At 40.2% G+C, this 21,343-nt stretch carries 16 protein-coding genes; 15 read left to right on the forward strand and 1 reads right to left on the reverse strand.

From position 1 onward, the window contains the following. Nucleotides 1–76: 76 nt before the first annotated feature. From H6614_09010 to chrA, 8 genes are all read left to right on the forward strand, one after another. Nucleotides 77–679 (forward strand): hypothetical protein, encoded by a 603-nt coding sequence (locus tag H6614_09010; protein ID MCB9243800.1) that lies wholly within the window; start codon nucleotides 77–79, stop codon nucleotides 677–679. A gap of 59 nt (nucleotides 680–738) precedes the next feature. Then, nucleotides 739–1,293 carry a hypothetical protein gene (locus H6614_09015; protein ID MCB9243801.1) on the forward strand — a complete coding sequence of 185 codons (555 nt, stop codon included), beginning with the start codon at nucleotides 739–741 and terminating at the stop codon, nucleotides 1,291–1,293. 1 nt (nucleotide 1,294) lies between these two features. After that, the gene (locus H6614_09020; GenBank protein ID MCB9243802.1) at nucleotides 1,295–1,612 is read left to right on the forward strand and encodes a transcriptional regulator; all 318 of its coding nucleotides are present in this window, start codon (nucleotides 1,295–1,297) and stop codon (nucleotides 1,610–1,612) included. Then, nucleotides 1,605–1,889, forward strand: coding sequence for a 4a-hydroxytetrahydrobiopterin dehydratase (locus H6614_09025; protein ID MCB9243803.1), 285 nt, complete (start codon nucleotides 1,605–1,607; stop codon nucleotides 1,887–1,889). Before H6614_09020 ends, H6614_09025 begins: the two co-directional genes overlap by 8 nt. Before the next feature lie 13 nt (nucleotides 1,890–1,902). Continuing rightward, nucleotides 1,903–4,098, forward strand: coding sequence for a TonB-dependent receptor (locus H6614_09030; GenBank protein ID MCB9243804.1), 2,196 nt, complete (start codon nucleotides 1,903–1,905; stop codon nucleotides 4,096–4,098). Nucleotides 4,099–4,132: 34 nt separating this feature from the next. Beyond that, the gene (locus H6614_09035; GenBank protein ID MCB9243805.1) at nucleotides 4,133–4,933 is read left to right on the forward strand and encodes a hypothetical protein; all 801 of its coding nucleotides are present in this window, start codon (nucleotides 4,133–4,135) and stop codon (nucleotides 4,931–4,933) included. 408 nt (nucleotides 4,934–5,341) lie between these two features. Then, a complete protein-coding gene (locus tag H6614_09040; protein ID MCB9243806.1) occupies nucleotides 5,342–6,064 on the forward strand; it encodes a hypothetical protein in 723 nt (240 codons plus the stop codon). A gap of 76 nt (nucleotides 6,065–6,140) precedes the next feature. Beyond that, nucleotides 6,141–7,292: a chromate efflux transporter gene (gene chrA / locus H6614_09045; GenBank protein MCB9243807.1), complete on the forward strand. Its 1,152-nt coding sequence runs from the start codon at nucleotides 6,141–6,143 to the stop codon at nucleotides 7,290–7,292. Here chrA and H6614_09050 read toward each other — a convergent pair. Continuing rightward, the gene (locus H6614_09050; GenBank protein MCB9243808.1) at nucleotides 7,282–8,811 is read right to left on the reverse strand and encodes a hypothetical protein; all 1,530 of its coding nucleotides are present in this window, start codon (nucleotides 8,809–8,811) and stop codon (nucleotides 7,282–7,284) included. The genes chrA and H6614_09050 overlap by 11 nt on opposite strands. A 260-nt stretch (nucleotides 8,812–9,071) precedes the next feature. On the opposite strand from H6614_09050, the gene H6614_09055 reads away from it, so the two are divergent. The 7 genes from H6614_09055 (at nucleotide 9,072) to H6614_09085 (ending at nucleotide 21,233) form a co-directional block, all read left to right on the forward strand. After that, complete coding sequence (locus H6614_09055; GenBank protein MCB9243809.1) at nucleotides 9,072–9,290, forward strand: hypothetical protein; 219 nt, start codon at nucleotides 9,072–9,074, stop codon at nucleotides 9,288–9,290. Between the two features lie 164 nt (nucleotides 9,291–9,454). After that, entirely contained in the window at nucleotides 9,455–11,986 is a 2,532-nt protein-coding gene (locus tag H6614_09060) for a penicillin acylase family protein (protein MCB9243810.1), read from the forward strand. Nucleotides 11,987–12,009: 23 nt separating this feature from the next. Further along, on the forward strand, nucleotides 12,010–12,648 hold the full coding sequence (locus H6614_09065; protein MCB9243811.1) for a hypothetical protein: 639 nt from the start codon (nucleotides 12,010–12,012) through the stop codon (nucleotides 12,646–12,648). Between the two features lie 14 nt (nucleotides 12,649–12,662). Continuing rightward, complete coding sequence (gene rsmA, locus H6614_09070) at nucleotides 12,663–13,478, forward strand: ribosomal RNA small subunit methyltransferase A (GenBank protein MCB9243812.1); 816 nt, start codon at nucleotides 12,663–12,665, stop codon at nucleotides 13,476–13,478. Nucleotides 13,479–13,482: 4 nt separating this feature from the next. Then, the gene (gene mfd / locus H6614_09075) at nucleotides 13,483–16,824 is read left to right on the forward strand and encodes a transcription-repair coupling factor (GenBank protein MCB9243813.1); all 3,342 of its coding nucleotides are present in this window, start codon (nucleotides 13,483–13,485) and stop codon (nucleotides 16,822–16,824) included. A gap of 102 nt (nucleotides 16,825–16,926) precedes the next feature. Continuing rightward, nucleotides 16,927–19,590 (forward strand): T9SS type A sorting domain-containing protein, encoded by a 2,664-nt coding sequence (locus H6614_09080; protein ID MCB9243814.1) that lies wholly within the window; start codon nucleotides 16,927–16,929, stop codon nucleotides 19,588–19,590. 77 nt (nucleotides 19,591–19,667) lie between these two features. Further along, on the forward strand, nucleotides 19,668–21,233 hold the full coding sequence (locus H6614_09085) for a T9SS type A sorting domain-containing protein (GenBank protein MCB9243815.1): 1,566 nt from the start codon (nucleotides 19,668–19,670) through the stop codon (nucleotides 21,231–21,233). Nucleotides 21,234–21,343 lie beyond the last annotated feature (110 nt).

The following is a 21,343-nucleotide window of genomic DNA, read 5'->3' on the forward strand; positions in this document are numbered from 1 at the left end:
TGACATTATCAATAATTCCTTATATCTTTGTAAAGTACTTTAAAAAATAAAGTACTTTAATTAAAGCAAATTTATCATGGAATCACAACAGGCAGAACTCGAATTAACCTATATAAAGAGGGTCATCGAAAGCTCCAGAAAAAGCCTGGTAGAAAAAGGGGTCGGGTATATATTCTGGGGAGTTCTCGTTGTTATCGGTATTGGTCTTCAATATTCAAAATTTTTCTTTAAGATACCGCTACTGCACGGCTATGAATGGTTTGTAATAATTGGCTTTGGCTGGCTAGTAACCTTTTTTCTTTATAAAAGGAAAAGAGGTTATAAAAATAGTACATCATTCGGACAGCAAATACTTAGTACTTTGTGGATTGGTGCCGGTATTGGTTTGGGGATCGTTGGATTTATAGGCTCTATGTCTGGTACTCTCCCGGGTCTTGCTATTACTCCGGTAATGTCTGTCATTTTGGGTGTAGCATATTTTGCCAGCGGAAAAATTTATGAGACCAAATGGATGTATTTTATTGGATTCGGATGGTGGACGGGAGGAATAGTTTTATTCTTTTGGCATAGTATCCACACGCTTGCCTTGTTCGGAATAATGATGATTTTATTCCAGGTGATTCCCGGACTTTATTTTTATAATAAATGGAAAAAAGAATACAAAGTAAAAGTACAATAGGAAGAAATAACATGGCCACACAACAATTTGAAACCGAGATTACCTTTATAAAAAAAGTAATGGAAGACAGCCGCAGGGCTGCTCTGGATAATGGTAAATATTATATCCTGTGGGGAGTCGTCGTCGGTATTGCGTCTATTGGAACCTATATCGGAGTGCGCCAGAACTGGGGAGAAAATTTCATTAACTGGCTTTGGATGAATTTCATCGTCATCGGTTGGGTGTTCTCGATAATTTTCGGGATACGCGACAGAAAAAAGGAGAAACACAAAACCTTTGCCGGCAGAATGATAACTCACACGTGGGTCGGAGCCGGTATAACAATGGCGGTCATTGCTTTTGTTGGGATACCGGCTAAAGTAATTCCCTACGATGCGATTTGCCCTATAATAGCCGCTATAGCAGGCGGTGCGAATTACATCAGCTCAAGAGTTCAGCGGTCGGGTTTTATTTTAATGGTGGCTTTCGGCTGGTGGATTGGTGCCGCGGTTTTGTTTTTTATGGATGGAATTGAAATAATGTTGCTGTATGGTATTATGCTTAGCTTATTCTCTATTATCCCAGGTTTCGTTTTATATTTTAGATGGAAAAAGGATCTAGTATCCCACGCGTAAAATGAGCGAATTCGATTATCAAAAAATAGATGAAATACTGCACTCCCGTATCCGTACTGCAATAATGGCGGTACTTATTAGCGTAGAGGAGGCAGACTTTAAGTTCATTCGGGAAAAGACGAATGCAACCGACGGAAATCTAAGTGTTCACCTGAAGAAGCTCGAGGATGCCGGGTATGTAAAAGTTAATAAATCGTTTGTTGACCGCAAGCCCCAATCTATATATAGAATAACCTCTAAAGGTCATAAGGCATTCGAAGATTATATTTTCAAACTTGAGTCAATAATAAAAAACAATAAAGGAGAAACAAATGGCTAAGCTTACAGATGAACAGATAACTTCAGAGCTCGATGCACTTGACGGTTGGGAAAGAGACGATGATTCAATTAAGAAAAAATTTAAAACTGACGGATTCCCGCAGACAATGGGACTTGTAACTGCCATTGGCTCTCTATGTCAGCAGTTCGATCACCACCCGGACTGGCTTACTTTAAAGTACTCGGAGATCGAAGTCTCATTCTCTACACATTCTGAAGGTGGGATAACCAACAAAGACATAAACATTGCAAAAGAGATCAATAAATTAAAATTCTAACTATAAAACTGAAATGACACGCTTACTACTACTATTAATTTTATTTTCTTTGATTACGGCTTCCGTGTCATACGGACAGGAAAAAGCCCGGATATACGGTACGGTTACCACTAAAAAGGGTAAACCTATCGAGGGTGCTAACCTGGTACTCGAAGGTACAATAGACGGCGCTACTTCCGATAAAGATGGTAAATTCGAGTTCGAAACAAAAAAGACGGGCGAATTTAACCTGCTTATAACTGCGCTGGATTATTCCGAACAGGCAATTGCTATAAGCATTGAGGAAGGTCAGCAAACCGAGCTGAAGATCGTTATGTCAAAAGAAGTCACAACGGATGAGATAGTTGTCACGGCAAGCTCATTTGTAACCGGTGAAAATTCAAAACTTACCCTGACACCTCTGGAAATAGTTAGGATCCCCGGGGCAGATGCCGATCTTTACAGGGCGATTACTACATTCCCGGGAAGTAACCAGGTGGATGAAGGAAGCCGTATTGCAGTTAGGGGAGGTGACCCTGGTGAAGTGCTGACTATACTCGATCAGGCATCATTATATAATCCTTTTATATTTGATAACGCTTCGAATACCTCATCATATTCTACTGTAAATCCATGGGGATTAAAGGGAATTAATTTTACAAGCGGCGGTTTCCCTGCTGAGTTTGGAAATGTGCTTTCCGCTGTGCTTGACTTACAAAGTTACGATATGCCGAGGAATACTGGCATGTTTGCCATACTAGGTCTCGGACTCAGCAGTCTTGCCGGTTCTTACAGATCGGATGACGGGGTGCTTGGTGGTACCTTCCAGGGCTCATTCTCATATTTGAAACCGTTCCTTGAACTTCATGGTAGAGCGGATGACTACAATCCAATCCCTGAAACACAGGGACTCGGAGGTACTGCTACTTATAAACCAAGCGATAATACAACCCTAAAACTTTATTCGAATTATTCGCAGGATAAGGTAGGAATTTATACAACAAGCCCAACGTATGATGGCTATTTCGAGTCACAGTCAAAAAGTTTTTTTGGTAATCTTAAACTGTCTCAAACACTTTCATCAAGCAGTTTGTTTGAAATTAGTACTTCCTACAGCAGGTATAACTCTGACGTAGGATTTGGTGTCTTAAACAACAGCGACATCACGACCTACGGAAAAGTAAGAGCAGACTATTCTGCACCATTGAATGGTGATATCGATCTGAAGACTGGGCTTGAATATGAATATAATGAATATAGCGCAACTGGAATAGCACCACGGTATTCTTATAATATTAGACCGGATGCGCCCTACATTGATTACTCTAGTGCTCTTCACTCAGGCAGAATAGGCGGTTATGGCGAACTTAAGCTAAAACTTTTGCAGGACTTTTATACAATAACCGGACTAAGAAGTGATTATAATACCCTTTCGGAAAAAGTAAACTTCGACCCAAGGTTATCTATGGTTTACAGATTGTCGGACAAAGATTATATTAAAGGTGCAACGGGGATATACCATCAATACACTTCACTTGGTAATAATATTAACGGCAATAATAGCAATCTTGGACCGGAGGAGGCTATACATTATATACTCGGCTATGAATACAATGATGACGGAGATTATATAATAAGGCTCGAAGGGTATTATAAGGATTACAGAAACCTTGTTGCGCTTGACACGTCACTTAATATGTATACAAACTCAGGCGACGGCTTTGCCAGAGGAATAGATTTCTTCTTCAAAACGAGATTCAAACAAAAATTCACTGGTTGGATATCATATTCATATACGGATTCAAAGAGAAAACAATACACGGATATTATTGAGTCATCCGCTAACTATGATATAACTCATAATCTGGTGGTAGTAGCTTCATATAATATTACAAGTGAACTCACAGCGGGAGCAACTTTTAGGATCGCAACGGGAAAGCCATATACACCTGTAATAGGTAGCACGTATGACCCCTCGCAGAATGCTTACATTCCTACTTATGCTGACAATAATAGTGGAAGATTCCCAACATATAAAAGAGTGGATCTCAACCTGCAATATATATTTTCAATTCTTGGGAAATTCGCGGTTGGGTTCGTTGCACTGAATAATGCATTTAATGAACAAAATTTATTTACATACACGTATAACTTCGACTACTCACAGCAGATTCCGGTCGTCTCTACTAACGAGCGAACTATCTGGTTTGGGATTGGCGTTGCCTTTTAAAAGTTTAAAACATAAACCTTATACAGGAGAGAAAATGAAATACTTACTTTTGTTGATTGTTGCGGTGCTTGTCATCTACTCCAATAGTGCAAAAGCAGATGACTTTTCAGATGCCATGTCTGATGCAAAAACCGAATTGACTGTGGCTATGAATAAAATGGATAAGAGCGAATTGTTAAAGATCCGTGGACAATTCGAAAGGATACTACAGTTAAAAAAAGATGAGTGGTTGGTCAATTATTACGTCGCTCTTTGTGATTACATGCTAGGGGTGAGTGAATTGTCTGCAGGAAAGCCCGATGAATCTGTCATGAAGAATCTGCAAAAATATACCGAATCGGGATTGGAAATAATTGATAGAGTAATCCAGAATAAAAGTGACTTTGCGGACGCTTACATTCTAAAGATGTTTCTAAACTTCAGTCGCTGGTCATATGAGCAGGATAAAATGAACGATATAATATCTGTGGATCAGCAGACAGATCCGAAAGCAAAGCAGTACGGCGAAAAGAACCCGCGCTATTATTTACTAAGAGGGATCTCTGCTTATTGGACACCGGATGCCTTTGGTGGTGGCGCAGATAAAGCTCTTGAGCTTCTTGGTAAATCGAGTGATCTTTTTACAACTACTAAACCTGAGAATGAACTTTACCCGGATTGGGGGCACGACTGGGCAATTGGGTATGAAGTTCTATCATATATTAAAAGAGGTGATGACGGGGACATGGATCAGGCAAAAAAAACGCTGGATGAAGGCATGAAATCTTATCCTGAATCGGGGTTTTTGATGAGCTATATAAAAGAGGAATATGAAAAAGCCGTTAATGAAAAATAAGATTAGTTAGCATTTCTGCTTAAAAATTTCCTGTATCAGAGTATTTATACTAAGATTTCTATTGACATTAGTTAAAAACCTCTATATATTTGCCATAGGAAATTCACCCCTTTGTTTTAGGGCTGCTCTGACACTCGAGTTTAATTTATTTAAGAGCAGCCTTTTTTAAACTTCCCAAAAACAGAGCAAGATTGCTCGGCTGTATCATTGGCACTATTTGGACCAATGAGCTCAACCTGCTTAAAAAAAATTAAATTGAGGGGTCTTATGACAAAATCTTCTTTTACAATCTTAATCTTACTGGTTTTTTGCTTTATCTCCCGAAGCACTAATGCCCAGATTACTAAAACAATAAAAAGAAAGCCTGGTATCATTTTAGAGGTAAATGCAGGATACCAACTACCTTTAATGGATTTGAAAGGTGATGCAACAGGGTTTTGGAATTTTAGTAACTACGGAACTAACACCGGTTATGGAGGTGGACTTACCGTTAAGCTTGGTGTTGTTACATATAAAATGGCTCAGTTGAGACCGTATTTTACATTGGGCTATTCACAATATTCGGGTGATAAAGACGGAAGGTCTCATGACCCCGATGGTACTATTCCACCTAACTGGCCTACAACAGGATTTAATGGTCAAACAACTTATGTACCTGTGGATACAACAGGAACGAGCGAAGTAATACTTAGAATGCCATCCGCCGCTCTAGGATTTGAGATTGCTCAATATACCGACAAGAAAAATCTTTCATCTTTTACGTTCGGATTGGATCTGACAATGAGTTTTATATTTGGCAGGGTTAACGAAACACATCCATATGCGATTCCTGGTGCAGCCGCACCCGGGGATGAAGTTTCATATACCATGAAGTCTAATGTTAGGTTCGGTCTTGGTCTAAATGTTGGATATAATTACCGTATCGAGAATTCACCGGTTGGTTTTAATATGGGAACAAGGTTTGCGTTTATGAATCTTATAGGAAAAGATGTTAAAGTGGCAAACCAGGAAGGTGAGTTTTACCTGATGGACGGTAGTGACCCGAGTGTAAACTCGCTTCTCTCCAGTAGCAGGACTATGAGCGCTGTAAGCTTCTTCGGCGGTGTATCATTTTATATCGGCAGGAAATAAGTATAGATAAATATTTCTTTTTTTTGCAAAAGCATTCATTTAACTTAATGAATGCTTTTTTATTTTGTAAATGACTTTGCAGATATTAGAGATATTTAAATACTACTTTTATCTTGGGTTGACCTGCTTTGGTGGACCGATTGCGATCATAGCTAATATGCGGAATGATTTGGTCGATGATAAAAAATGGGTGTCCGCACACGATTTCGAAAACTATTTTGGATATTCCCAGATCGCTCCCGGTCCGATAGCATTTCAGGTTTGTCTCTATATGAGTTACTTTAGAGCCGGTATAATGGGTGCAGTCGCCGGTGGGTTTGGGCTCGTTCTCCCGTCTTTTTTGATCGTATTATTTTTCTCTATATTCTATCAGAACTTCAAAGACACATATTACGTCACCTCTATTCTTTACGGCGTAAGCCCGGTGGTCATATCTATTATATTATACTCTGGGCTACAGCTAGCCTCCAGAGTATTCAACAAAGATTATTTCCTTTACCTTCTGTTTGCTTTATCCATAGTCCTTACAATATTTCTTAAATTTCCGATAATGTTTGTGATACTTGGTTCTGGTTTGCTTTCGCTCATATTTTACATAATAAAAGAGAAAAAAAATGATGAGACAACTACCCGGTCAGGATTTTTATTATTCGCCGTGTCAGCAAAGGCAATCTCCGAGTTCCTCATAACCGCAAGATCTTTCATTGATTCAAAACTTGTCGAATTGTCGCTCCTGTTCATGAAAGTAGGAGCCCTGACCTACGGAAGCGGGTTTGTTATAGTTGGAGTATTAAATCAGGAGGTGGTAAATAACTACGGCTACATTACTTCAAAGGAATTTCTGGATGGTTTGGCTTTCGGTCAAATAACACCTGGGCCTGTTGTCATAACTTCCACTTTCATCGGTTACCTTACACAGGGTTTACCGGGCGCAATTGTCTGTACCGTTAGCATCTTCCTCCCTACGTTTCTGGCAGTTATGATACTCGCCCGGTTTATCGGAAAGATAAGCAAAAACTTTTACGTGAGGGGTTTTATAAAAGGAGCCAACGCTGCAGCAATTGGTGCCATACTTTCCACTGCTTACCTGCTTTCCGGTGCGGCGGTGAATGACTATATAACTGCAGCCCTGGCGTTAATTTCGTTGTTCTGCCTATATAAGTTCAAGCTCAAATCCCTTTACCTTATCATCATAGGAGGTATTCTAGGGCTTATCCTTATGCATTAGCTGTTTCATAGGGCTTGATAGGCTTTACGCCTTTCTTCCTGTCAGCTTCCAGCCTTTCGACCTGCTTCCTTAACCAGTTTCTTGACGATATCATCGGAGCATTCTTAACTGATTCCTTAAACTCTTCGAACGAAACCCTGTCTGATCCTGATCTTAGTTTTATAAGGTGATATACATGATCTGCAAAACTTTTAAATCTTTCCTTTGTGTCCTTTGGCATAACCTTGTTTTTCTTAAGGAAGTGCTTCAGTGTGTCCAGTAAGAATAGAGTTCTCTGCAGTTCGTCGAGTTCAAAATAGATTCTGATCTGGTACAGCTTTACTCTTGTTTCATAAAAATAATCTTCGATTTTTACCATAGATAGTAGATTAAGGGACGTCTCGTAAAAGTATTTCCTTTCGTCAGGGTCACTTGTCAATGAACCTTGAGTATAAAATTTTAAAGCCAGATTATAATTATAGGAATTATTCCTTTCACTTCGTCTTAGTTTATCTTTGTAATCATAAAGGAACTTTTCAGCCCATTCAAATTCCTTTGCGTTATAAGCTGTAACAGCAATATTTGAATATGCATGACCTGAGAGATACCCGTCGTCATGGTAATATAGCCCGCAATCAAGCATTTCCTTTTTGATCTCAAGGGATACTTTCAAATATTTTTTCTCGCCATCCAGTTCCCGTTTTACGCAATAATTTGTTAGCTCCAAAAAAAGATTTTTAAGATCGTTCTTTAAAAGATTCTTTTCATTATCATAGATTTTTTTCTTTACTAGTTCAAACATCTTATCATCAATGTCTCTTTCCTTTAGCTGAATAAAATGATATAGAATATCTATGATAGGGATCGAAAAATATTTTTCTCTGTTAGCTGTTATGAATGCAAAAACCTCATCCTTCATGCTTAAGTTCTCGTCAAACTTGACAATTGTCCTTCCGCAGATCAGATTAAAATATTCCTTTAGTACCGATACAACAAAGAAATTTACCAGGTTGTCAACCCTATTGTTTATAGTATTATAGTACTTACTAGCCTTGCCCACAGGTAATGTTCTCTTGAGGTTCTTTGCTTCTGCCTCACGTACATAATACATATCCAACTCATTAAGCTCATTGAAGACTTTTTCAGATTTGTATATTGAATTGGTTTCTGCTAGCTCTTTGTCAAAGAATTTTTGTAGTTCCTTTTCGTCGAGCATTCTGAGCAAATATGTCTTTTGACGTAATGTATCCTTTACGGACTCACTGTAAACAAAAAAGTCCTTTACCAGTTGCATCATATCCGAAATAAGATTTCGCATGATTCCTATGTGAAACGGTTTTCCGGGGAAGATGTGTAGATAGATTTTTTCTTGTTCGATGTTACGGGGCTTAAAGTCAGGATAATACTTTTTAAGCTCCTCATATAGCTTAATGAGGTTCTTATTGGGGTTGTAAACTTTTGATTTTACAAATCTCCCAAACTGTTTGAATTCCTCTTTATCAAGGGATTGAAGAAGAGGAACTAATTTTGAGTTTTCCAATGTACTAAATTTTTTTTGCCAGATTTTTTATGATTATATATATTTTATTATAAATAAAAAATAGCAAAAAATATATAAAATTTGCATTTTTCCAAATTGCTGTAGAGAATAGCAACAACATAAAATTGCTATTTCATCAAAAAATTTTCTTTGATTTATTATATTTTTGCCTATAAATTCACTATATAAACCAAATTATTTTAAAAAAGGTTTTTTCCGGTCAGTTTTTTTTCACCAACCTCAAAAAAAGGAGAAATATTATGTCTGAAAAGGTTTTTATGGGGGCTGAGTACCCGGGTACGGGTATTACATGTGATATTGTGCTCGTTGGCGAGTACGATAAGGTTATGCAGGATGCTACGGATCATTTTGACCTGGAGCATGAGTATGATCCGGATTCTCAATTGATTGCTCAGACCATAAGGGATTATAATGAGCTAGCGGATGGAGCGCCTCACGGATGTTCTTATACATCCTGATCTTTTATCTAGAGTATTAATAATCTCAGGCGGCTGATGCTTCCTAAGTCCTCCTGGAAGCTGCCGGGATAGATTGAACGGGTAATGCCGTCTGGATTATTTTTTTACTTTCCCCCTAGAATTTTCCCCTCATTTTAACACATTTAATTGAGTAAATTTCTTTCATGCGACCTGCTTTAAAACCAATTATAGGTTTTTCTCTACTCATTATATCTGCGGTAATTACACTTGGTTTACTTTTTACGGATCTGACAGAGAAGTCGTTTTATAACGAAACCGGGAATGTCGAGGTAGAAGGAATAACTTCAAAGATCGAGATCTACAAGGACCGATTTGGGGTTCCATATGTTAATTGTGGAAATGAAGAGGATCTTTATTTTGCAATGGGATATATGCATGCGCAGGACAGGCTTTGGCAAATGGATATTGCTAGACGCGTTGCAGAGGGGAGGCTTTCGGAAATACTTGGAAAGGATGTTCTCCAATATGATATTTTATTCCGTACACTTGGAATCTATAAAATTGCTTATGAAATTTATCCAAAGCTTTCGGAAAGATCCAGAAGTGTGCTCGAGAGCTACTGCCGTGGTGTAAACGCTTTTATAGATGAGCATTCGTCTGTCTTACCGCTTGAGTTTGACGTTCTTAATTACAAACCAGAATACTGGAAACCTGAACATTCTCTGATGGTTGTTAGGATGATGGGGTGGGAGTTAAATCAATCCTGGTACACCGACTATTTATTTACCGAATTGATTAGGAAGTTTGGTCCTTCATTAGCAAAGGAGTTCATTCCCGATGATAATGAGAACAATGTTTTTGTTATTAAAAGCGGGAGTGATCAGAAACAAACTTCCGATTCTACTAAAGGACCGGTAAGCTACTTTGGCACATCTGAAAGTTCCAATGTTTCGTTCATGGAAAAAGGTGGACACGATTTCTTTGAGATACTTAGTTCATATAGAAGAGATTTTATACAGGAGGGAACCGGTGTAGGGAGTAATGCATGGGTTGTGAATGGGAGGAAATCCGAGACCGGTAAACCAATTTTAGCTAATGATACTCATCTCAGCCTCAGTGTACCATGCAAATGGTATGAAGTATATCTGACTGATAACTCAAAAGGAAGTAGGGTTGGAGGTTTCTCCATTCCTGGAGCTCCCGGTATCGTAATAGGAAGCAACAATGCCATATCATGGGGTATCACAAACCTAATGAACGACGATTCCGACTTTTATATACTCGATAGAGATAATGCTGACAGATCGAAATATTTACTTGACGGACATATAATGAGCATGGACAGTACTGTCGAAGCTATCAAAATAAAAAATGAAACAGATGATTATTACTATACTACTTATAGTACCGTGCTAGGTCCGGTCGTATCAGGTCTTGAGAAAAGTGGCTTTGCAAGCGAGCGTAAGATAGGGGAAGATCAGGGAAAAATACTCGTTTTTAAGTGGACAGGCTATGATATGAGTGATGAAGTAGGTGCAGTTTACAATGTAAATAATGCTGCTAACTGGGAAGATTTCAGAAAGGGATTGGAGAATTTTGGCACTCCGGGATTGAACCTAGTCTATGCGGATACCTCCGGAAGTATTGGTTATCAAGCCGCCGGATATATTCCTGTAAGAGAAAATCTTTCCGATCGATCGCAGGCTTATTTTCCTTCGAATGGTTCTGTTAAATGGAAATCATATGTGCCTTTTGACCAATTACCAAGAGTCTTGAATCCTGATACAGGATATATCGTATCGGCTAATAATCCACCTGTTAAAAATTTCCCGTTTTACATTTCAAATCATTTTGAGCCTGATTACCGGGCTGCCCAGATAGAGAATATACTTAATTCACGTAAAATATTTTCTACCGAAGAGTTTAAGCTTATACAGAATAATGTCTCGAGCATGCAGGCAAGAGAGTGGTGTAAGTATATTTTTGATTCGTTCACTGACTCAGTTGGGATTGAAATGGAATATCTCAATTACCTAAAGTTATTAAAGGATTGGGATTATGATATGCGTACTTCAAGTGCTGCTGCAATGCTCTTTGCTCAATTTGAAGAAGAACTCTATTTCAATCTGTATGAATCCCGAATGGGTGAAGATCTGTTCAGAGAATATATGTATGTGAAAGGCATTCCTGTTAGAAATACTGCAAGATTATTGAAAGGTAATAGATCTGTTTTGTTTAAACCGGGTAACCTGCTTGCTGTACCGGAGAGCCGGGATCGGGTGATTAGAAAAAGTTTCTATGATGCGGTCAATGTCCTGAAACAGAGAACAGGTGGTGATGATATGAATAATTGGGTTTGGGGTTTATATCATAAGGTTTTAATAAAACACCCGCTGGGAAGCGTGCCTGCCTTGAGTGCTGTCTTAAATATAGGACCGTATGATATTAGTGGAAACGGAACTACCATAACAAATTCCGAATATAGTTTTACTAAAGCGTTGAATACCGGTGAATATATGACGATACTTGCTCCTTCGATGCGGATGATTGTCGATATGTCAAAACCGTCGGAGTATTACACTATCATTACTACCGGTCAGTCAGGCCAGCCTCTCCACGCTAATTACCGCGATCAATCGAGGTTATGGCTTAACGGGGAATATAAAAAGATTGAGGACTCACGAGCTAATATAGAAAAATCCGGTTTTAATCTTTTAACACTAAGTCCTAAATAGATCCTGTACAACTTAATTATGATATGAAAGCAAGAATATTCCTTGTACTTACAATATTATTGTTTCTAAAAAGCGGAAACGTTTTATCACAGGCATTTGAACTTACTGATACAAAGGATGTTTATGAGTATTATACTTCCGGTGGATATGATGAGGAGATAAACGGTATCATTTGGCAGGCTAAGGAATATTTTTCACTTTTAGAAGTGAAGGAGATGTCTACAGTTGTATTCGATATAGATGAAACTGCCCTCTCTAATTTTGAATTTGATACAATACATATTCCCTACTCCTCCGAAAGATGGAACGAATGGGTAAAGAGCGGAAAAGCGGTGGCATTGAAGCCGGTTAAAGATCTATACGATTATTTCGTCTCCCGTAATTTTCACATAATATTTATTACCGGTAGAACTTCCGACTATTTTGATGTTACAAAGGCAAATCTTGTAAATGTTGGCTATAATGTTTTCGACACATTAATATGCAGGGACCCCAAGGAGATAAAACTTACCGCCGCCGAATACAAAACCCGGAGACGGCAGGAGTTAGTTGATAACGGCTATACAATAGTTGGAAACGTTGGCGATCAATGGAGCGATATGAGCGGTGGAAATTCCGGCTACTTTGTGCGAATTACTAATTATATCTATTACGTTGAATAAATTCTTCCGAAGAGTTGCTTTCCAACAAAGAAAAATATAAAAAATATAGACCGAAGAAATTTCTCGGACAGAACTTTCTCGTCGATAATAACATCGCCCGAAAGATAATATCATCTCTGGAAATAGCAGAGGGAGATAATGTCCTCGAGATTGGTCCCGGACACGGTGCTCTTACGAAATTCCTCGTCGAAAAAGACTGCAACTACTCTGCCGTCGAGCTAGACAAAAGTATCTATGAAAATTTACAACAGGAATACGGTGACAAAATTAATCTTGTCCACAAAGATTTCTTAAAACTTACCGGGCAAGAGATACGATCACTATTTAACAACAAGAGCAAGATAAAGATTATCGGCAATATCCCATACAATATCACCAGCGAGATCCTGTTTAAAATATTCGATATGAGATCCGACATTAGTATTGCTGTAATGATGATGCAGAAAGAAGTCGCGCACCGCCTCACCGCCAAACCCAATACTAAAGATTACGGGATACTAGCTGTACAGACCGGTCTATATAGTGACGTAAAGATTTTTTTTAATGTCTCGCCTACCGCATTCTTCCCAAAACCCCGTGTCCACTCATCGGTAGTCAAGTTCACGCTAAAAGACCTCCGCATTAAAAACGAAGATCTCTTTAAGACCGTCGTGCGTACCAGCTTTGGACAGAGGAGAAAGGTCATGAGCAATTCGCTCAAACAATTCTTCGAAGAAAGCGGGATTGATGCTAATACTATGGATTTTGATTTCTCTCGTAGGCCGGAAAGCCTCTCCATTGATGAATTTTTACACCTCACGAATTTAATTAGTAAAAAGCGGGTTAGGTAATACTATGCTGGATGCGATTAAGAAAAAACTATTTCACAGCACAGAGTTCACAGCCCTGAAACAAATCACCGGTCAAAAAGCTCTCCTTAGCGGAGTGAATGGCTCGCTTTTATCATTCATCACCGAATACATACACAAAAACGTAAACCCTAAGATTTTCTTCATCTCCGGCGATAAATCCACGCTGGAAATAGTAAAGGACGACCTATCGCTGCTCAGCGACAGTAAAAACATCTCCATTTATTCAGCTAAAGGCGCATACTATGAGGAGGAGCTTGCGAAGACTCTCACCGATCTTACCGAGGACTCATCGTACATAGTGCTTGCCCAGACCAAAGAGATTACCGACAAGATCATCTCTAAAGAGATATTCCAAAATTCCGTCATCGAGCTAAAGTCCGGTGAAGAGTATCCCTTTGAAAGCCTTATAGAAAAGCTCGGTAATTACAATTTCATCGAAAAGGATTTCGTTGAGGAAGTCGGGGATTTTTCTGTTAGGGGAGGCATTATAGATATTTTTCCGGAGAGCTATTACACGCCCTTACGTATCGAGTTTTTTGGTGATACTATAGAATCAATCCGCGAGTTCGACATTACTACCCAGAGATCTCTTAAGCAAGTCGAATCCGTTAGAATGGGAATGAACCTTAGCACCAGCGACATATTCTCTGAAGAAAAACAGGAAGCCCCAAAGGACAGTACCGTGCTTGATTATGTATCAGATGATACGTTGATAATTATAGACGAACCCGAATCTACGCTTAATGAACTTGGTAAAACCGCTGATGAAATTCTTCAAAGGAACTGTCTATTTGTCACCAGTTTTAAAAGCACCGGGCATCTGGATGTAGATACTGATCTAAATATTGAATTTGACTGCAGGCCCCAGCCGGACTTTCACTCTAACTTGAAAGCCCTTTATGGCAGTATCGCGGGCTACCTGGAAAAAGACGATGAAATATATATACTCTGCTCCGATGACTACCAGGCAAAAAGAATAAAGAAACTCATCGAGGATTTTGAGGATGATGTTGTTTTTGAAAAAGATTCCGAATTACATCACGACGGAACTACAAACGTTGCCAAAAATCCAATAAAGGACAAATTCAAAGTAGTATCTGATTCGGTCCAGAGTGGTTTTATATATGAAAAAGCCGGGTTGGTCGTTTTTACCGAACACCAGATATTCGGACGCTATTTTAAGCAGTACAAAAAACGTCGAAAGAAGTTCAGAGGACTGAGCCTCTCACAGCTCAAGGAACTGCAGATTGGTGATTACATTGTTCATAGGGATTTTGGGATAGGGATTTTTGCCGGTCTTAAAAAGATCACAGTCGGAGGAAACGAACAGGAGGTGCTTAAACTATCTTACGCCGATGAGGATACTGTCTTTCTGAATCTGAATTATATTCATCTTATCAGAAAATATTCCAGCACGGAGGGATTTGTTCCTAAGCTCACAAAGCTAGGCGGTGGTGAGTGGGATAAGATAAAGCAGAAAACCAAGAGCAAGGTCAAAGACATCGCACGGGACCTTATTCTGCTTTACGCATCAAGAAAATCGCAGAAGGGTTTTCGTTTCAATACCGATACGCACTGGCAGAATGAACTCGAAGCTAGTTTTATGTATGAGGATACCCCCGATCAATATAAGGCTACTCTTGATGTAAAAGAGGATATGGAATCTGAAAACCCCATGGATAGGCTTGTTTGCGGTGATGTAGGCTTTGGTAAGACTGAAGTTGCCATCAGAGCCGCGTTCAAAGCGGTGCTCGACAATAAGCAGGTAGCCGTGCTCGTGCCGACCACGATCCTAGCCGTACAGCACTATAACACCTTTCGTGACAGGCTATCTCCATACGCTGTAGATGTAGAGGTTTTATCCCGCTTTCAGCCCCGCAAAGAACAGAAGCTCATCCTTGAAAGGCTCGAACAGGGGAAGGTTAATATCGTTATCGCAACTCACCGTCTTCTGTCAAAGGACGTAATGTTTAAAGATCTCGGGCTGCTTATAATAGATGAGGAGCAGAGATTTGGCGTGAAGGCAAAAGAACGGTTGAGAACCTTCCAGCCGAATGTGGATACTCTTACCCTAACCGCTACACCCATTCCACGGACGCTTAACTTCTCGCTTCTTGGCGCGAGGGACCTTTCGGTAATTAATACTCCTCCCAAAAATCGTAAACCGATCCAGACCGAAATTATCAGCAGGGATTGGGAAAAGATTGCGGAAATAATTAAAACCGAACTTGAAAGGAACGGGCAGATATATTTTGTAAATGATAAAATAGGGAAGCTTGATGATATTGCTGATAAGATAAAAGAACATCTCCCGCTTGCAAAGATCGGTATAGCTCACGGGCAGATGGATTCACGCGAACTCGAAGATGTTGTGGTAAATTTCATAGAGAAGAAACTTAATGTGCTTGTCTGCACAAAGATCATCGAATCGGGGCTGGATATTCCAAATGTCAATACGATCATTATAAATAATGCGAATATGTTCGGACTTGCCGAACTGTACCAGTTAAGAGGAAGGGTTGGAAGAAGCGAACAGCAGGCATACGCGTGCCTTATATCGCCGGGCGGTAAGATGACTAAGACTGCCGTCAGAAGACTTCAGGCGATCGAAGAGTTCACCGACCTCGGTTCGGGAATAAACCTTGCTATGCGTGATATGGAGATTCGGGGCGTTGGGAATTTACTCGGTAAAGAGCAGAGCGGGTTCATTCAGCAGATAGGATTCGATATGTTTATGAGTGTTATAGATGAAGCTGTCGCGGAGTTAAAAGGAGACGAATTTAAAGACCTCTTCAAAGATGAACCGTTGGGTGAAACTGAAAAGGTAAAGGATGAATCAGTTTCGAAAATAGTAAAACCGCTCACTGAACCGGCTGTAATAGAGCATGACCTGAAAGCGCTTATACCGAAAGATTATGTCATCAATGACACCGAACGTTTGAATATATATAGAAGGATATTTGAATCTGCGGATACGGAAGAGCTGGAAACGATTAAAGCCGAATTGGTAGATAGATTTGGTGAATTCCTGGAAGACGTTGAAAATCTTTTTAAACTGGTAGAACTAAAGATCAAAGCAACATCGCTCGGACTGGAAAAGATTACTATTAACAATGGACAGATTTCACTGCAGTTTCCAAAAGATAAGGAACACCAGGTTTTTAAGAGCAGTTTCTTCCAAAAATTGATCGAAACCATCTCCACTGACAAAAGCGGGCAGTATAAAATTGGAGGTGATAAGGATACGTTAATAGTAGATATTAAAGCAGACAGCTCGGATGACAATGCAATAATAGGGTCAATACGTGCAGTCTTATTCTTATAATTTACATTACTTTATACCTACCTGAATTTTACTTTTCTAATTGATAATCTTTTTACTAACTTACATTTTACGGCGGGATCCAAACTTTTAAAACCAACACCAATGAAAAAGTTTACCGTTTTGTTCATTTTACTGGCTGTAATTCCTTTCGGTCTTAATGATGTATATTCCCAGTGGAATTACGGGTCTCCGATTTCAACTTCGGCTCCGTCTCCAACATGGCAGCAAGTACAGAACAAACCTCCTTTTAATGAAATGTTTGATAGTCTCTCCTTTCCGTATCCTACAAATGCCTGGTTTAATAATTTCCTTTTACAGCAGACCTCCTATCCGAGCATTTCGGGAAACCTTGGAGGAAATAAGGCATTCGTTTACCCGTACCAGGTCAATTTTGGTTGGAACTATGTCAGTTACTCTAATCCAAAAGGACTCCTTGCAATAAATTACAAACCGTTCCAGGTCAATGAAACCGGTGGGACGACTCCGATAATTAACTGGGATGACGGGGCATTCCTTTTTATGGGAATAACAAACCCCACTAATATAAAACCATCTATTAAGAACGATTACACTGACCTGTCGGCTACAATACGATTTACAAATACATCTAACACAAACCAGTACTATGAGGCTCCTCTCGTCAGAGGCATGCCTTATGTCACTATGATATATAATAGCGTAATACCGGGTGTTTACTTCCCGAGTCCGGCTGTGCTGAAAGTAAATGATCTCACAGTCTCAAACGGTCAGCAGTTTACAGGAACGTCTTTTAAAGTGGAGACGACCGGAAGTCCCGGAACAGCATTCCGAGCGCAAACATGGATGATATACAGCTCTAGCAGTATTACACTTGAGTTTTCTCAATCTCCGCAAACTCTGGGACTGGTAGCCACAGGACCTTTCACAGGTTACTTGCGTGTAGCTCATGTTACATATGACGGTGAAGGAATCACTTCACAGCAGATTACTGATAAGATAAACTTACTCAATAGGTATGCAAAGTTCGTTCCTGTAAAAGGAGAAGTGGCTGCATCTATTGGTACCGGCAGCTCTACAGCCTCGATCAACTTTAATTTCACGCGGTATAATGAGGGTTCGCTTGGAAGCGATTCTCTATTGATGATGGCGCTTCCGCACCATGCCGACATTATTTCAAACCCTACGTCAAATACTTTAAAATATGCCGTCCTAAAAGGAAATCTTACTGAGGTTTACGGCAAATCATGGACAATGACTGAAGATCTGCCCGTTTATTCGTGGTACCCTCAAAATGGAAAACTTGCCACAGTTCCACTTCAATGGTGTGACACAGTACAGCATTATGTGAATGAGGATTTATTCTTATTTAACAGATTATATTTGTGGCAGGATATTTACAGCAGGGGTAAGAACCTTGCTAAGCTCGCGCGCGCCATTGTTATCGCGGATGAACTCTTTGAAAGGGATAATGTCAGGTATGCCTCAGTCCAAAATACTGTTCAGATGATGAGGGATTCGCTTAAACTATATCTTGGTGCTTACCTCGATGGAAAACCAACACTACTTCCATCAGCAACGTTTAAGGACTCAGTGTTATACGATGCTAAATATGGTGGTCTTATTTCCAGTCAGTCATACGATAGCGTAAGTTCACCGACTGGCGCGGGCACCGATTACGGCAGTGCATTATATAATGACCATCATTTCCATTATGGCTATATACTTTACACCGCGGCTGCGATCGCAAAGAAAGACCCGGGCTGGTTTACAGCAAATAGCAACCATTACCTGAACAGGGTAATGGATTTGATTAGAGATATTGCAAATCCTAATAGAAGCGATGGACATTACGCCCTTAACAGGTATAAAGACTGGTTCGATGGCAATTCATGGGCGAATGGTCTTGTCCCGTACGGCGGTGGTAAAAACCAGGAAAGCTCGAGTGAAGCGATTAACGCGTGGTATGGAATGTATCTTTTTGGTTTAGCTATGGGCAATGATGATATTAAAAACACCGGAGCGCTGTATCTCCAGCAGGAGGTTAGAGCTGTCAAAAAATATTATCACATTACTCTTCCTCAAACAAACCCGGTTTATCCGTCATACTATACGAATAATTATCATATAGTAACTAACCTTTATCAGAACGGAATAGATGCCCACACTTTCTTTTTAACAACTAATTATACCATTCACGGAATTCAGGTAATTCCCGTTACGCCGGTTACCGAGCAATTATGGAAGTATGCTTATTCTAAGGATATATACGATTATCCTAATGGACTTGGCGGTACTGAGTGTTTCAATCCTTCTAATACGAACGTAGGTATATGGAACTGGACTACTATTAATGTTGGTGTGCAGGCAGTTGCATATCCGAATAATGCTTTGTCGTTCTTCCCGAATTATGGTTACGATAGACAAAACTATGACAACGGCGCAAGCCAGTCTAACGTGATTTATTGGATATTGACTCGGATTTACAATCCTGTCGGCATCTCGCAGATTGGTTCTGAGATCCCGTCCGGTTACTCACTGAAGCAAAACTACCCGAATCCGTTTAACCCGACGACGACTATTGGCTTCGAGATCCCTGCGAAATCACTCGTAAAACTTGCTGTCTATGACGTCCTTGGAAGGGAGGTAGCAAAGCTCGTAAACAGTGAACTCAATCCCGGCTCTTATCGTTATGAATTTAAGGGAAGTTCTTTATCTAGCGGCGTATACTATTACGTCCTGAAAGCTGGAAATTACGTGGAAACTAAAAAAATGATTCTTACTAAGTAATTTGTACTTTTTATGACAAAGGAATTAAATGATGTTGTGGGGGTGGTAGCAAAACTATTAAAGCGGAGGTTATCATCTTGAAATACTTACTAATTTTGGCGTTCATCTTTATGTACGGCGTTTCACATGCGCAGTTTACGAATGTTATGCTGACCGGTACGGGTAGCCCAAACGAGCCGTCCATTATGATCGATCCAAACAACCTTAACCGTCTCGTCGCCGGCTCTAATTTGAGCTTCTTCTACTACTCATCGAATGCCGGCGCTAACTGGACTAAGGGCACGCTCACTTCTACTTATGGAGTGTGGGGTGATCCATGTATAGTTGTAGATACGCTTGGAAATTTCTACTTCTTCCACTTATCTAACCCACCTGGTGGTGACTGGATAGACCGTATCGTCTGTCAAAAATCCACCGACGGCGGTGTCACGTGGAGCAACGGCACATACTTCGGGCTTCGCACACCCGCTAAAGCAGAAGACAAGCATTGGGTGGTCATTGACCGAACCAATAACAACATCTATGTCTCGTGGACGGAGTTCGATGATTATGGTACGTCGGTTCCAACAGACAGTTCGAGAATATTGTTTGTAAAATCCACCGACGGCTCAGCGACATGGAGCGCGCCGCTTCGCCTGGATAAACTCGGCGGCGACTGTGTGGATGAAGACAATACCGTCGAGGGCGCTGTACCTACTGTCGGTCCCAATGGCGAAATTTATGACGCGTGGTCGGGTCCGCTCGTAAGGAACACCACCTTTGGTATATTCTTCAATAAGTCCACCGACCAGGGTGCAACATGGCTCTCTGAACCTATCTACGTAGGAGACCAGCCCGGTGGATGGGACTACATGATATCCGGCTTGAGCCGGTGTAATGGGCTTCCTTACACAGACTGCGACATCAGCGGAGGACCTTATAACGGAAACATCTACATAAATTTCACCGACCAGCGCAATGGTCCTACCGATACCGACGTTTGGATCTATAAATCCACCAATGGCGGTGCTAACTGGAGCAGTGCGATCCGTGTAAACGATGATCCCGCAGGAAAACAGCAGTTCATGTCATCGATGGACATAGATCAGACGACGGGTGATCTGTATGTTTTATTTTATGACAGGAGAGCATACTCCAATAACCAGACTGACGTTTACCTTGCCAGATCGACTGATGGAGGCGCTACGTTTCAGAATATGAAAATAAGTTCTTCACCATTTATCCCGGTTAGCGGGTTCTTTGGCGATTATACCGATATTACCGCGCACAATGGTATAGTAAGACCGATTTGGACCAGGAACGACGGATCCAGCCTCAGCATCTGGACTGCATTGATAGACTTTACTACTAATGTCCAGCTTACAGGCAATTCCGTTCCTGAAGAGTATTCACTCTCACAAAATTATCCGAATCCGTTCAATCCGTCTACATCGATAAAGTTCGCTGTACCGCGTGAGGGATTTGTTAAATTGACTGTGTACGATCTTACGGGCAGGGAGGTCAAATCACTCGTGAATGAAACCATGAATGCCGGTGAATATACAGTGAGCTTCGACGGACCTGAATTAGCCAGCGGAAGCTACTTCTACAGGCTTGATGCCGGAGGTTACACGATCACTAAGAAGATGATTCTGGTGAAATAAAAAGTTGTTTTTACCTTAATACTAGGTCCGCTTTTCATTTGAGAAGCGGACTTTTTTGTAAAGTATAAATATTATACAGTTTTTCTTTCCCTAAGTTTTGATAATTTTCC

Source organism: Ignavibacteriales bacterium (genome assembly GCA_020635255.1).
Classification (GTDB): Bacteria; Bacteroidota; Ignavibacteria; order Tepidaquicellales; family Tepidaquicellaceae; genus JAEYVS01.